Annotated in this window: 20 protein-coding genes; 1 reads left to right on the forward strand and 19 read right to left on the reverse strand. The window is 67.8% G+C overall.

What is annotated here, in order from left to right; genetic code table 11:
* Positions 1 to 11 precede the first annotated feature (11 nt).
* Entirely contained in the window at positions 12 to 656 is a 645-nt protein-coding gene (locus tag HMPREF3121_RS10445; protein WP_141743078.1) for a GNAT family N-acetyltransferase, read from the forward strand.
* 22 nt (positions 657 to 678) lie between these two features.
* On the opposite strand, the gene HMPREF3121_RS10450 is transcribed toward HMPREF3121_RS10445, so the two are convergent.
* The 19 genes from HMPREF3121_RS10450 to rplB all read right to left on the reverse strand — a co-directional run bounded on the left by HMPREF3121_RS10450 (position 679) and on the right by rplB (position 12,015).
* The gene (locus tag HMPREF3121_RS10450; protein ID WP_070523211.1) at positions 679 to 1,938 is read right to left on the reverse strand and encodes a SidA/IucD/PvdA family monooxygenase; all 1,260 of its coding nucleotides are present in this window, start codon (positions 1,936 to 1,938) and stop codon (positions 679 to 681) included.
* Positions 1,939 to 2,240: 302 nt separating this feature from the next.
* Positions 2,241 to 2,687, reverse strand: a complete 447-nt coding sequence (gene rplO / locus HMPREF3121_RS10455) for a 50S ribosomal protein L15 (RefSeq protein ID WP_070523214.1) — start codon at positions 2,685 to 2,687, stop codon at positions 2,241 to 2,243.
* Between the two features lie 7 nt (positions 2,688 to 2,694).
* On the reverse strand, positions 2,695 to 2,880 hold the full coding sequence (gene rpmD / locus HMPREF3121_RS10460; protein WP_035121291.1) for a 50S ribosomal protein L30: 186 nt from the start codon (positions 2,878 to 2,880) through the stop codon (positions 2,695 to 2,697).
* 5 nt (positions 2,881 to 2,885) lie between these two features.
* Entirely contained in the window at positions 2,886 to 3,515 is a 630-nt protein-coding gene (gene rpsE, locus HMPREF3121_RS10465; RefSeq protein ID WP_070523217.1) for a 30S ribosomal protein S5, read from the reverse strand.
* 37 nt (positions 3,516 to 3,552) lie between these two features.
* Entirely contained in the window at positions 3,553 to 3,951 is a 399-nt protein-coding gene (rplR, locus tag HMPREF3121_RS10470; protein WP_035121295.1) for a 50S ribosomal protein L18, read from the reverse strand.
* Positions 3,951 to 4,487, reverse strand: a complete 537-nt coding sequence (gene rplF, locus HMPREF3121_RS10475) for a 50S ribosomal protein L6 (protein ID WP_070523220.1) — start codon at positions 4,485 to 4,487, stop codon at positions 3,951 to 3,953. Before rplF ends, rplR begins: the two co-directional genes overlap by 1 nt.
* A gap of 15 nt (positions 4,488 to 4,502) precedes the next feature.
* The gene (gene rpsH / locus HMPREF3121_RS10480) at positions 4,503 to 4,901 is read right to left on the reverse strand and encodes a 30S ribosomal protein S8 (protein ID WP_035121300.1); all 399 of its coding nucleotides are present in this window, start codon (positions 4,899 to 4,901) and stop codon (positions 4,503 to 4,505) included.
* A gap of 358 nt (positions 4,902 to 5,259) precedes the next feature.
* Positions 5,260 to 6,171, reverse strand: coding sequence for a GDSL-type esterase/lipase family protein (locus HMPREF3121_RS10485; protein ID WP_070523223.1), 912 nt, complete (start codon positions 6,169 to 6,171; stop codon positions 5,260 to 5,262).
* A gap of 330 nt (positions 6,172 to 6,501) precedes the next feature.
* Positions 6,502 to 7,071 carry a 50S ribosomal protein L5 gene (rplE, locus tag HMPREF3121_RS10490; protein WP_035121305.1) on the reverse strand — a complete coding sequence of 190 codons (570 nt, stop codon included), beginning with the start codon at positions 7,069 to 7,071 and terminating at the stop codon, positions 6,502 to 6,504.
* A gap of 2 nt (positions 7,072 to 7,073) precedes the next feature.
* Entirely contained in the window at positions 7,074 to 7,388 is a 315-nt protein-coding gene (gene rplX, locus HMPREF3121_RS10495) for a 50S ribosomal protein L24 (protein ID WP_035121307.1), read from the reverse strand.
* The gene (gene rplN, locus HMPREF3121_RS10500) at positions 7,389 to 7,757 is read right to left on the reverse strand and encodes a 50S ribosomal protein L14 (RefSeq protein WP_035121309.1); all 369 of its coding nucleotides are present in this window, start codon (positions 7,755 to 7,757) and stop codon (positions 7,389 to 7,391) included.
* Between the two features lie 285 nt (positions 7,758 to 8,042).
* Positions 8,043 to 8,687, reverse strand: a complete 645-nt coding sequence (locus tag HMPREF3121_RS10505) for a class I SAM-dependent DNA methyltransferase (RefSeq protein ID WP_317986456.1) — start codon at positions 8,685 to 8,687, stop codon at positions 8,043 to 8,045.
* 155 nt (positions 8,688 to 8,842) lie between these two features.
* Positions 8,843 to 9,121: a 30S ribosomal protein S17 gene (rpsQ, locus tag HMPREF3121_RS10510; RefSeq protein ID WP_035121311.1), complete on the reverse strand. Its 279-nt coding sequence runs from the start codon at positions 9,119 to 9,121 to the stop codon at positions 8,843 to 8,845.
* A complete protein-coding gene (gene rpmC, locus HMPREF3121_RS10515; RefSeq protein ID WP_035121313.1) occupies positions 9,118 to 9,354 on the reverse strand; it encodes a 50S ribosomal protein L29 in 237 nt (78 codons plus the stop codon). The genes rpsQ and rpmC overlap by 4 nt, the downstream gene beginning before the upstream one ends.
* The gene (gene rplP / locus HMPREF3121_RS10520; protein ID WP_035121316.1) at positions 9,354 to 9,770 is read right to left on the reverse strand and encodes a 50S ribosomal protein L16; all 417 of its coding nucleotides are present in this window, start codon (positions 9,768 to 9,770) and stop codon (positions 9,354 to 9,356) included. The genes rpmC and rplP overlap by 1 nt, the downstream gene beginning before the upstream one ends.
* Positions 9,771 to 10,514 (reverse strand): 30S ribosomal protein S3, encoded by a 744-nt coding sequence (rpsC, locus tag HMPREF3121_RS10525; protein WP_035121318.1) that lies wholly within the window; start codon positions 10,512 to 10,514, stop codon positions 9,771 to 9,773.
* Positions 10,514 to 10,876, reverse strand: coding sequence for a 50S ribosomal protein L22 (rplV, locus tag HMPREF3121_RS10530; RefSeq protein WP_035121321.1), 363 nt, complete (start codon positions 10,874 to 10,876; stop codon positions 10,514 to 10,516). Before rplV ends, rpsC begins: the two co-directional genes overlap by 1 nt.
* Before the next feature lie 3 nt (positions 10,877 to 10,879).
* Positions 10,880 to 11,158, reverse strand: a complete 279-nt coding sequence (gene rpsS, locus HMPREF3121_RS10535; protein ID WP_005509882.1) for a 30S ribosomal protein S19 — start codon at positions 11,156 to 11,158, stop codon at positions 10,880 to 10,882.
* Positions 11,159 to 11,172: 14 nt separating this feature from the next.
* On the reverse strand, positions 11,173 to 12,015 hold the full coding sequence (gene rplB / locus HMPREF3121_RS10540; RefSeq protein WP_070523226.1) for a 50S ribosomal protein L2: 843 nt from the start codon (positions 12,013 to 12,015) through the stop codon (positions 11,173 to 11,175).
* Positions 12,016 to 12,035 lie beyond the last annotated feature (20 nt).

Below are 12,035 nucleotides of genomic sequence, written 5' to 3' on the forward strand. Positions count from 1 at the left end.
CCCCCCCCCCCGTGAACCAGACCCCCGCCACGTCGGCGACGCAGGAAGCAGCTGGGCTGCCCCGGCTGCGAACCGACCTCGGCCCCGAGTCCGTGCTGCCCGACGGGCCTCCGGTGCCCCCGCGCGTCGGAGACATGGACCTGCGCCCCGTCGACCCCGACAGCAACGATCCCGAACGGATTTCGGCGTGGATGCGCAAGCCGCATCTCGCCGACACCTGGGAACAGCCCTGGCCCCCGGGGCGGTGGCGGGCCGACGCGATCGCGCGTCTGGGCGGGACGTATTCCGTACCGTGCATCTTGTCGTACGGGGGACGGGACATCGGGTACGTCGAGATCTACCGGGCGCACCGCGACGAAGTCGGGGCCGTGTACCCGTCCACGCCCCATGACCTCGGCGTGCACATCGCCATCGGGGAGGAGTCGCTCACGGGCAAGGGCGTCTTCCCCTCGTTCTTCCGGGATCTCATCGAGGCCCTGTTCGATGCGGATCCCTTCTGCGACACCATCGTGGCGGATCCGGACCACCGGAACGCGCGCATCCACCGGGCGCTCGCGAAAGCGGGCGTGACCGGGGGGACGATAATCGAGGTCCGCCCGGACCGGACGATTCGCCTGTCGGCCGTCCATCGAGCCGACTGGAGCCCCGGGCGCTGACCCCGGCCCGCGCCGCCGCGGCTCAGCCTCCGTGCGTGCCGACGGTCGCCGCGGGACGATCCCCCGCCCCTCCGCGATCGCCCGCCAGGACATCGACCCCGTCGACAACCCGGCCCGCCAGCGTTCCGAGGCAACTCAGGTTCGCCAGGCCCGGGCCCTGCCGGAATGCGGCGAGCGTGGGCAGGAACAGCGGCGGGGACATGTCCTCGACCCGGCAGTTCCAATCGATGCGCCGCTCGAGGTCCCTTTCCCGGCGAGAGGGGAGCGCGGCGGCGGCGTCGGCGCCGAGGAGCCCGAGGAACCAGGTGGCGTCGCCGCCCCGGGCGTCGACGACGATGTCCGCGGCACCGGACAGCGTCGCGCCGCGGGCGTCGACGGGGATGACCCCGCCGTCGCGCTCCAGCACGGACACCGCCGCACCGCGGGCGAACCGGAGGCCCCCGAACAACGCCGCGACGCCTTGGTTCTCCTTGGAGAACACGCCGCGGTCGGTGCGCGCGATGACGGCGTGGCGGTCCGCCTCGGCGAGGCCGCCCCATTCGTCGGGATGCGTGTACACGCGGTTTTCGAGGTAGCTTTCGCCGCGGCTGAACACCGTGGGACCCGGGGCCACGATGGTGATTTCGGCGGCGTCCGCCCGGACGCTCTCGGCCACGGCGGCGGCGGCGGATTCGCCGGCCCCGAGGATGACTATTCTGCGGCCCCGGAGTTCCGCCGCGCCGCCGGACCAGAAACGGGCCAGGGACCACACGGCGGGATGTTGGGTGATGCGGCGGGTGGCGGGCCCGGGACCCGTGATCATGACCGACCGGGACCGGATGACGCGGGTGCGGGAACCGTCGGTGAGCGACGCGAGCCAGCCCGCCCCATCCGCCTCCAGCTCCGTAACCCGTTCGCGGATGACCGGCATTCCGCTGCGGGCGACGCCCCAGCGGAGGTACTCCGCCCACTCCCTGTGGGTGGGGGCGGGTCGCCCGCGATCAATCCAGCTGTCGTACGTCCCGCGGTGGCGCAGGTGGGCGCACCAGGAGAAGGAGAAGAGCGCTTCGTCGAGCTCGGCGTCGGCGGACGTGTAGGGGAACCCGAGATCCTTTTCGGGGGCGGTCCCCAACCGCTGCAGACCGTCGGTCCATCCCCCGTCCGGCATCCAGTATCCGCCGACTCCGAGGGGATCGGCGGCGACCACCGTCGGCGCCGGCCGGCCGAGCGACGTCAGTGCCGCGCACCGTGCCCCGATGGCGGCTGCCTTGGGGCCCGCACCGACGATGAGCAAATCGTACATTGAGTAACCTTCCGCAATAGTGAAACCAACCCAGACTCGCTTACGATAGCCTGCCCTTACCTGATTCCTCTACCGGATCCAACGCATCCCGATCCACCCGCGCACCACCGCCGCCGCCCCGCACGCGCGCTACCCCGGCTGCACGAACCGGCAAGCACCGTTGCGCACGACCGCCGCGCCCGATAACGCCGAAGCGCCCCTCCCGGACGAACCGGGAGGGGCGCGAAAAAGCGGGTGGTCGACCGGAGCCGAACCACCCGCCGTCGCCCAGGGTCACGCGGGGTGACCCGGAACCAAGGCCGTTACGCCTCGGTGACGGAACCGCCGGCGGCCTCGATCTTGGACTTCGCGGAGCCCGAGAACTTGTCGGCGGTGACGTTGACCTTGACGTCGATGTCACCGTTGCCCAGGATCTTCACCGGCTGCTTGGCGCGCACGGCGCCCTTGGCGACCAGGTCGGCGACGGTGACGTCGCCGCCCTCCGGGAAGAGGCGGGCCAGATCCGAGACGTTGACGACCTGGAAGGTCACCTTCGCCGGGTTCTTGAAGCCCTTCAGCTTCGGCAGGCGCATGTGCAGCGGCATCTGGCCGCCCTCGAACGCCGCCGGGACCTGCTTGCGGGCCTTGGTGCCCTTGGTGCCGCGACCGGCGGTCTTGCCCTTGGACGCCTCACCGCGGCCGACGCGGTTCTTGTCCTTCTTGGCGCCCGGGGCCGGAGCCAGGTCGTGGAGCTTGATGGGATCAGTCATGATTTACCTACTCCCCCGCCACTTCTTCGACCTCGACCATGTGACGCACGGCGTTGATCAGGCCGCGGACCTCCGGGGTATCCGGACGGACGACGGACTGGTGCCGGCGCTTCAGGCCGAGGGTGCGCAGCGAGTCCTTCTGGTTCTGCTTGGTTCCCGCGGTGCCGCGGAGCTGGGTGATCTTCAGAGCCATGTCAATCACGCTCCCTGTCCCGCGCGGGCGCGCAGCATACCGGCCGGGGCGACCTCTTCGAGGGTCTTGCCGCGACGAGCGGCGACCTCTTCGGGGCGCACCAGCTGCTTGAGGGCGTCCACGGTGGCGTGGACGACGTTGATGGCGTTGTCGGAGCCCAGGGACTTCGACAGCACGTCCTGGATGCCGGCGCACTCGAGCACCGGGCGGACCGCGCCACCGGCGATGACGCCGGTACCCGGGGCGGCCGGACGGAGCATGACGACGCCGGCGGCGGCCTCGCCCTGCACCGGGTGGGTGATGGTGCCGGCGATCATCGGCACGCGGAAGAAGTTCTTGCGAGCCTCCTCGGCGCCCTTCTGGATCGCGGCCGGCACCTCCTTGGCCTTGCCGTAACCGACGCCGACGTTGCCCTCGCCGTCGCCCACGATCACGAGGGCGGTGAAGCTGAAGCGACGACCGCCCTTCACGACCTTGGACACGCGGTTGATGGTGACGACGCGCTCCATGTACTGGTTGCGCTCGTCCTGCTGGCGACGGTTGTCGCGGCCACCGCGACCGCCGTCGCGGCGGTTGTTGTTGTTCTGGTTGTCGGCGGAGCCACGTCCGCCGTCACGCCGTTCACGTCCCGGCATCACGCGTTCCTTCCGTAGAACTTGTTGGTCTGCATCATTAGAACTTCAGGCCACCTTCGCGGGCGGCGTCGGCCAGCGCGGCCACGCGGCCGTGGTACTGGTAACCGCCGCGGTCGAAGACGACCGAGTCGATGCCGGCGTCCTTGGCGCGGGCGGCGAGGACCTCGCCGACCTTGGCGCTGCGGGCCTTCTTGTCGCCTTCGATCGCCCGGATGTCCGCGTCCAGGGTCGACGCGGAGGCCAGGGTGCGGCCGACGGTGTCGTCGATGATCTGGGCGGTCATGTGGCGCGAGGAGCGGTGGACCACGAGACGCGGGGTCTCGGCGGTGCCGCGGATGTTCTTGCGCAGGCGCGCGTGGCGGCGGGCGCGGGCGACGCGGCGACGCGTCGAGATGTCCTTGCCGACCGGGAGGCGCTTTTCGTTCTTGTTGCTCATTACTTACCCGTCTTTCCGACCTTGCGACGGATCTGCTCGCCCTCGTAGCGGATGCCCTTGCCCTTGTAGGGGTCGTCCTTCCGCAGACGACGGATGTTGGCGGCGATCTGTCCGATCTGCTGCTTGTCGATGCCCGTGATGGACAGCTTGGTGTTGCCGTCCACGTCGAAGGTCACGCCTTCGGGGGCCTCGATGAGGACCGGGTGGGAGAAGCCCAGGGCGAACTCGAGGTCCTTGCCCTTCTTCTGGACGCGGTAGCCCACGCCGAAGATCTCCATCTTGATGGTGTAGCCCTGCGTGACGCCGATGACCATGTTGTCGATCAGCGAGCGGGACAGACCGTGGAGAGAGCGGTTCTTGCGGTGGTCGTCCGGACGGGCGACGACGATCTGGCCATCTTCCTGGGACGCCGTGATGGGCTCCGGGATGGTGGTGGTCAGCTCGCCCTTCGGGCCCTTGACGGTGACGTTCTGGCCGTCGATGGTGGCGGTGACGCCGCTCGGGACGACGACGGGGCTGTTGCCGATACGCGACATTGTTCGATATCCCCCTTACCAGACGTAGGCGAGGACTTCCCCGCCCACCTTCTTCTCGGTGGCCTGACGGTCGGTCAGCAGGCCCTGGGACGTGGAGATGATGGCCACGCCCAGGCCGCCGAGGACCTTCGGCAGGTTGGTGGACTTCGCGTACACGCGCAGACCCGGCTTCGACACGCGGCGGACGCCGGCGATCGAACGCTCACGGGACGGGCCGTACTTGAGGTTCAGGGTCAGGGTCTTGCCGACCTTGGCGTCCTCGACGCTGTAGTCCTCGATGTAGCCCTCCTGCTTGAGGATTCCGGCGATGTTCGCCTTGAGCTTGGACGACGGCATCGTGACGGTGTCGTGGTACGCGTTGTTGGCGTTGCGCACGCGCGACAGCATGTCGGCGATGGGATCAGTCATGGTCATGTTGAGTGACCGCGTTCCTTTCTCGCTGCGGTTCCTTCCCACCCCATCACGTGATCCACGCGATTTTCGGGGCAACTGGCGCCAGCCGGGTTCAGTAGCCCGGTTGGCTCGCCACCCGATACGCGCGGGACGCTGTAATTCGGGGCGGGGGGCCTTCAGCAAAGTATTTGCTTGGCAATCCTGCTCCGGCCGCACCGCCGTGCCGAGGGCATGGCGGGGTGCGCGTCCATGGAGCGGACCGTTCGAACCTACCAGTACGCGGGCCCGCGGCCCAAATCGCCTCCGGGGAACGCGAAGGCCCCGCCCGAACCGACCTGGTGGTCGGCGCCGGGCGGGGCGCTCGCGAAGAAGTCCGAGTCTAGCGGAGGTGCGGGGCGATGATGTCGGCCATCGCGTACTGGCCGTCGATGGTCGGGTGGTTGGTCATCGGGCCCATGTTCGGGTCCATGAAGCCGGCGACCCAGCGATCACGGTCGACCGGGTTGCAGGTGCCGTGGCCGATCGACTGCTGGTAGACGTCGATGAAGTTGGCGCCGATGTTGCGCGCGGCGTTGGCGATGGAGTCGCGGAACGCCTCCTGGACCTGCGTGCCGCCCGGGGCCGGGATCGGGATGGTCTGACCCGGCAGGTTGGCCAGGCACAGCTGGTCGTTGGTGGCGTACTCCGGGTAGGAGGCCAGGTGGATCGTGGCGCCCGGGGCAACCTCGCGGATGCGGTTGGCGACGTGGGTCAGCTCCTGCTGGTACAGGGTGTTGTTCAGCTCGCCGATGTTCTGCATCTTGCCGGCGACGTCGACCCACTGCAGGGCGTCCATGCCGCCGTACATGAAGACGACGTCCTCGGTGCCCGGGCCAATGTCGCCGTGCATGATGGCGGCCTCGACGTAACCGACCAGCTGGACGACGGGGGCGCCGCCCATGCCGTTGCAGGACCAGTCGCCGAGGGACTTGCCGGTCTGCTTGGCGGCGATCTTCGGCCAGTTCTCCATGTCGGTGGCGCAGTTGGCCACGACCGGCGTCTGACCCGGCTCGAGGCCGCGCGGGCCGGACTTGCCGGCGTTGGCGGTGAAGGAGTCGCCGAAGGTGACGACCTGCTTCGGGCCGGTGGACGGCGCCGGGTTCAGGTTCGGGACGCCCGGAATGGCCGGGATCTCCGGGATGGCGGGCAGGGCGGGCTGGGCGGTGGCGCCGGCGGCGCCCAGGCCGAGGCCCAGAACCGTGACGGCGGCGATGGCCGCGGAGCGGACCTTGGTGGAGAGAGACTTCTTCATGAGTGGAAACCGTGCCGTTTCTTGAGAGCGGTGTCAAGTCGTGGGCCTGCGGTTCTTACCGCATGTTCATCCGATGCCCAGGGTCACGGATGTTACCTCTTCGGCCGACGTTCGTGACCTTTTTGTTACAAGTCGCAGGTTGATGGGATGAAAAAAGGCGACGAATCCGGCGCCGAGGGAGACGTTGAACCGTCCGCAATCGCTTTTCGACGGCGGCCAACGTGTCGCACATCACATTATGCGGCTTCACCCGAAACGCGAAGCCCCCGCCTCCCTCATCGGGAAGCGGGGGTCGCGAAGCCACCGAGCCGGCGGCAGTGCAGCCGGATACTAGTCCTTCTGCTGGCCGGTCTTGAACGGGAAGCCGAGCTCGCGCAGCAGGGCGCGACCCTCGTCGTTGTTCGTGGCGGTGGTCACGACGGTGATGTCCATGCCGCGGGGGCGGTCCATCTTGTCGATGTCGATCTCGTAGAACATGGACTGCTCCGAGAGACCGAAGGTGTAGTTGCCGTGGCCGTCGAACTGCTTGTCGGACAGACCGCGGAAGTCGCGGATTCGCGGCAGGGCCACGGTCAGCAGACGGTCCAGGAACTCCCACATGCGGTCGCCGCGCAGCGTGACGCGGGCGCCGATGGGCATGCCCTCACGCAGCTTGAAGTTGGCGATCGACTTCTTGGCGCGGCGCAGCTCCGGCTTCTGGCCCGTGATGAGGGTCAGGTCGTTGAGCGCACCGTTGATCTGCTTGGAGTCGCGGGCGGCCTCGCCGACGCCCATGTTGACGACGACCTTGGTGATGCCCGGAATCTGCATGACGTTGTCGAAGGAGAATTCCTTCTGCAGGTTCTCGCGGATCTCGGCGCGGTAGCGCGCCTTGAGGCGGGGGGTGTAGTTCTCGCTCATGCTTAGATGTCCTTCCCGGTGCGACGGGAGATGCGAACCTTCTTGCCGTTCTCATCGAAGCGGTAGCCGACGCGAGTCGGGGTGCCGTCTTCGTCGACGAGCATGACGTTCGACACGTGGATCGGGGCCTCCTGGGTGACGATGCCACCGGACGAGGCGCCGCGCTCCGGGGCGGAGTTCGCGACGTGCTTCTTGATCTTGTTGACGCCCGAGACCAGGACCTTGTCGCGAGCCGGGTAGGCCTCGATGACCTCACCCTGCGCGCCCTTGTCCGGACCCGAGATGACCAGGACGGTATCGCCCTTGCGGATCTTCACTTAAATCACCTCCGGTGCGAGCGACACGATCTTCATGAACTTCTTGTCGCGAAGCTCACGCGCGACCGGGCCGAAGATGCGGGTGCCGCGGGGCTCGTTGTCGGCCTTGATCAGGACGGCGGCGTTCTCGTCGAACGAGATGTAGGAGCCGTCCGGACGACGGGTCTCCTTCTTGGCGCGAACGACGACGGCGCGAACGATGTCACCGGACTTGACGTTGCCGCCCGGGGCGGCCTCCTTCACGGTGGCCACGATGACATCGCCGATGCCGGCGAAGCGTCGGGTGGAGCCGCCGAGCACGCGGATGCACAGGATCTCCCTGGCACCGGTGTTGTCGGCGACCCGCAGACGCGATTCCTGCTGAATCACTACGGTTCTCCTTGACCTGGATTGCTGTGTGCGCCGGATTTCCGTCCCGGGCGCACGCGGTCTGATTCGGCTGCGAGCCGGCGGGGTCACTGCCGCAGCACGGGCCCGGATGAACCGGAAACCGTCGCCACGTGGACGCACTCCACCACTCGCAACCCGTGAATTATGGCATACCCACCGGTGAGCCCCCAAATCGCCCTCGGCTCCCCCGGCACCCGGACCACGTGCCGAGGGCCACGATCGACTGGCGTCCGGCGCGCCCCTGCCGCAGAGCCGCGAACGAAGTCAGGCCCGTTCGGCGATCGCGACGAGAAAATTCGCCCGCTCGTCGAAGGGATGCAGATTCCACGTGGAGAACCTGTGGGTGACGTGCAGTCCCGCCTCGAAGGCGTCGGCCTCGAATTCGTCGAACGTCCAGCCGCGTCCCGCACCGAAGCCCATCACCGCGCGACCGCCGCCTGCGAGCGCGTCGCGGAAACCCTCCAGCACCGCCCCCCGGTCGGCGGGGTCGATGAAGGTCAGCACGTTGCCGGCGGCGGCGATGACGTCGAAGTCCCCCGTCGGGTGCTCCCCCGCCTCGTCCGCGGCCGGGTCGGCGTCAAAGTCGGCGAGCACCTCGCCCAGCCGGGCCAAGTCCCCGACCTTCCACGTGCCTCCGGGCTGGATGTCGCGGGCGACGGAAATCAGATACGGGTCGATGTCCACGCCCAACACCCTGTGACCACGCGTCGCCAGGTAACCGCCCAGCCGCCCCTGCCCGCACCCGGCGTCGAGGATCCGGGCGGCGCGCGGCGCCATCGCATCGACCAACCGGGCCTCCCCCTCGATGTCGCGGCCCTGCGCCACGAAACTCTCCCACCTCTGCGCATAACGCCGCGAATGGTCGGGGTCGGCGGCGACGATCTCGGACCAGGTGCGGTGCATGTTCATGACATCAAGTATTGCGCACTTCACCCCGGATCGGCGACAACCCCGTTCACCCGGCGGGCCACTCCGGCGATCCGGAAACGACGACGCCCCCGCCTCCCCGGCGAACCGGGATGACGGGGGCGTCGTAAAGCGAAAGAGACTTCGCGAAAAGCCGCTTAGCGGGCCTTCTCGATGATCTCGATCAGGCGGAAGTGCTTGTCCTTCGACAGCGGACGGCACTCCTCGATGCGAACGCGGTCGCCGACGCCGGCTTCCTCGTTCTCATCGTGGGCCTTCACCTTGGAGTTGGTGCGCATGATCTTGCCGTACAGGGCGTGCTGCTTGCGGTCCTCGAGCTCGACGACGATGGTCTTCTGCATCTTGTCGGACACGACGTAACCGGAGCGGACCTTGCGGGCGCCGGACTCGGTCTGGTTCATGTTCTCCTCGCTCATGCCGCATCACCATCGGTGGGGGCGGCGGAAAGGCCGAGCTCGCGCTCGCGCATCACGGTGTAGATGCGGGCGATGTCCTTGCGGACGGCGCTCAGTCGACGGTTGTTGGTCAGCTGACCGGTCGCCATCTGGAATCGGAGGTTGAACAGCTCCTCCTTGGACTCCTTGAGCTTGGCGACCAGGCCATCGTTATCCAGCGAGCGGAGCTCGTGGGCGGGAATGCCGTTAGACATCAGTACTGATCCTCCTTCCGGACGACTCGGGTCTTGCAGGGAAGCTTCGCGCCGGCGCGCTTGAGCGCCTCGACCGCGGTCTTCTCGTCCGGGTAGGACATCTCGAACATGATGCGGCCCGGCTTGACGTTGGCGACCCACTTCTCCACGGGGCCCTTACCGGAACCCATGCGCACGCCGAGCGGCTTCTGGGTCAGCGGACGGTCCGGGAAAATCTGGATCCACACCTTGCCACCACGCTTGACGTGGCGGTTGATGGCGATACGGGCCGCCTCGATCTGGCGGTTCGTGATGTACGCCGGCTCCAGGGCCTGCAGGCCGTAGTCGCCGAACGTCACCTGGGTGCCGCCCTTGGCGACGCCGGAACGGGTCGGACGGTGCTGGCGGCGGTACTTGACGCGCTTCGGGATGAGCATTTAGCCCTCCTTCTTCTCGGAGGCCCGCTGGCGGCGCTGGCCACCACGACGCGGGCGCTCACGGCGGTCGCGACGCTGACCGTCACGACCGGCGTTCATCTCGGACTCGCGACGGCCACCGATGACGTCACCCTTGTAGATCCACACCTTGACGCCGATGCGTCCGAAGGTGGTGTGGGCCTCGTGGGTGCCGTAGTCGATCTCCGCGCGCAGGGTGTGCAGCGGAACGCGACCCTCGTGGTAGCGCTCGGTGCGGCCCATCTCGGCACCGCCCAGACGACCGGAGCACACGACCTTGATGCCCTTGACCTGCGGCTGGCGCATGGAGGACTGGATGGCCTTGCGCATCGCGCGGCGGAACGCCACGCGGTTGGTCAGCTGCTCGGCGATGGACTGGGCGACCAGCTTGGCATCCGCATCGATGTTCTTCACCTCGAGGATGTTCAGCTGGACCTGCTTGCCGGTGAGCTTCTCCAGCTCACCGCGGATGCGGTCGGCCTCCGAGCCGCGACGACCGATGACGATGCCCGGTCGGGCGGTGTGGATGTCGACGCGAACGCGGTCACGGGTGCGCTCGATGACGACGTCGGAGATGCCGGCACGCTCCAGGCCGGTGGACAGCAGATCACGGATCTTGATGTCCTCGGCGAGGTAGTCGGCGTACTGCTTGTCGGCGTACCAGCGGGACTTCCAGTCGCTGGAGATTCCCAGCCGGAGGCCGTGGGGGTGGATCTTCTGTCCCACTACTGAGCACTTCCCTTCTGGCTCTCGACGACCACGGTGATGTGGCTCGTGCGCTTGCGGACGTGGAAAGCACGGCCCTGCGCACGGGGGCGGAAGCGCTTCATGGTCGGTCCCTCATCGGCCCAGGCCTGGGCGATGACGAGGGTGCGGGGGTCCAGGCCGAAGTTGTTCTCGGCGTTGGCCGCCGCGGAGGCGACCAGCTTCGCGATCGGCTGCGACGCGGACTGCGGGGCGTACTCCAGGATGGAGAGGGCCTCGGAGACCGACTTGCCGCGAACCGTCTCCAGCACGCGACGGGCCTTCATCGGGGTGACGCGGACGAAGCGCGCGGTGGCGCGGGCGGAGGTGATGTCGTTGCTCATGGCTTATCGACGTCCCTTCTTGTCGTCCTTGACGTGACCCTTGAAGGTCTTGGTGGGGGCGAACTCGCCCAGCTTGTGGCCGACCATCGAGTCGTCCACGAACACCGGCACATGCTTGCGACCGTCGTGGACGGCGAAGGTGTGGCCGATGAAGTCGGGGAGAATCGTGGAGCGGCGGGACCAGGTCTTGATGACCTGCTTGGTGCCCTTCTCGTTCTGAGCGTCCACCTTCGCAAGGAGGTGCTCATCGACGAACGGGCCCTTCTTGAGGCTGCGTGGCATTCTCTGTTACCTCCTTAGCGCTTCTTGTTCTTGTTGCTGCGACGGCGACGGACGATCAGGTGATCGCTCGGGCGGTTGGGCTTGCGGGTGCGGCCTTCCTTCTGGCCCCACGGCGACACCGGGTGGCGGCCACCCGAGGTCTTGCCCTCGCCACCACCGTGCGGGTGGTCGACCGGGTTCATCACGACACCGCGCACGGTCGGGCGCCAGCCCTTCCAGCGCATGCGGCCGGCCTTGCCCCAGCGGATGTTGATCTGGTCGGCGTTGCCGACCTCACCCACGGTGGCGCGGCAGCGCGCGTCGACGCGGCGGATCTCCGAAGACGGCATGCGCAGGACGGCGTACTTGCCTTCCTTGCCCAGCAGCTGGATGGAGGCGCCGGCCGAGCGGGCCAGCTGGGCGCCGGCGCCCGGCTTGAGCTCGACGCAGTGGATGGTCGTACCCGTCGGGATGTTGCGCAGCGGCAGGTTGTTGCCGACCTTGATGTCGGCGTTGGCGCCGGACTCGACGACCGCACCCTGCTTCAGGTTCTTCGGCGCGATGATGTAGCGCTTCTCGCCGTCGACGTAGTGCAGCAACGCGATGTTGGCGGTGCGGTTCGGGTCGTACTCGATGTGAGCGACCTTGGCCGGCACGCCGTCCTTGTCGTTGCGGCGGAAATCGATGACGCGGTACTGACGCTTGTGGCCACCGCCCTTGTGACGGGTGGTGATGTGGCCGTGCACGTTGCGGCCACCGGTCTTCGACAGCGGGCGCAGCAGAGACTTCTCGGGAGTCGAGCGAGTGATCTCGCTGAACTCGGAGACGGAGCTCTGGCGGCGACCCGGCGTAGTCGGCTTGTACTTGCGAATAGCCATACTTTTGCTCTTCCTTAACT

The organism is Corynebacterium sp. HMSC11E11, from assembly GCF_001807025.1.
Classification (GTDB): domain Bacteria; phylum Actinomycetota; class Actinomycetes; order Mycobacteriales; family Mycobacteriaceae; genus Corynebacterium; species Corynebacterium freneyi.

Coding starts and splice junctions, on each gene's coding strand:
- rpsH (WP_035121300.1), bottom strand. CDS start 4,901: ATGACCATGACTGATCCCATCGCCGACATGCTGTCGCGCGTGCGCAAC.
- rplR (WP_035121295.1), bottom strand. CDS start 3,951: ATGAGCAACAAGAACGAAAAGCGCCTCCCGGTCGGCAAGGACATCTCG.
- rpmD (WP_035121291.1), bottom strand. CDS start 2,880: ATGGCTCTGAAGATCACCCAGCTCCGCGGCACCGCGGGAACCAAGCAG.
- rplP (WP_035121316.1), bottom strand. CDS start 9,770: ATGCTCATCCCGAAGCGCGTCAAGTACCGCCGCCAGCACCGTCCGACC.
- rplB (WP_070523226.1), bottom strand. CDS start 12,015: ATGGCTATTCGCAAGTACAAGCCGACTACGCCGGGTCGCCGCCAGAGC.
- rplV (WP_035121321.1), bottom strand. CDS start 10,876: ATGAGCAACGACATCACCTCCGCCCGCGCCACCGCGCGCTTCGTCCGC.
- rpsQ (WP_035121311.1), bottom strand. CDS start 9,121: ATGAGCGAGGAGAACATGAACCAGACCGAGTCCGGCGCCCGCAAGGTC.
- rplE (WP_035121305.1), bottom strand. CDS start 7,071: ATGAGCGAGAACTACACCCCCCGCCTCAAGGCGCGCTACCGCGCCGAG.
- HMPREF3121_RS10450 (WP_070523211.1), bottom strand. CDS start 1,938: ATGTACGATTTGCTCATCGTCGGTGCGGGCCCCAAGGCAGCCGCCATC.
- rplO (WP_070523214.1), bottom strand. CDS start 2,687: ATGACTGATCCCATCAAGCTCCACGACCTGGCTCCGGCCCCGGGCGCC.
- rplF (WP_070523220.1), bottom strand. CDS start 4,487: ATGTCGCGTATCGGCAACAGCCCCGTCGTCGTCCCGAGCGGCGTCACC.
- HMPREF3121_RS10485 (WP_070523223.1), bottom strand. CDS start 6,171: ATGAAGAAGTCTCTCTCCACCAAGGTCCGCTCCGCGGCCATCGCCGCC.
- rpsE (WP_070523217.1), bottom strand. CDS start 3,515: ATGCCGGGACGTGAACGGCGTGACGGCGGACGTGGCTCCGCCGACAAC.
- rpsS (WP_005509882.1), bottom strand. CDS start 11,158: ATGCCACGCAGCCTCAAGAAGGGCCCGTTCGTCGATGAGCACCTCCTT.
- rpmC (WP_035121313.1), bottom strand. CDS start 9,354: ATGTCTAACGGCATTCCCGCCCACGAGCTCCGCTCGCTGGATAACGAT.
- HMPREF3121_RS10505 (WP_317986456.1), bottom strand. CDS start 8,687: ATGAACATGCACCGCACCTGGTCCGAGATCGTCGCCGCCGACCCCGAC.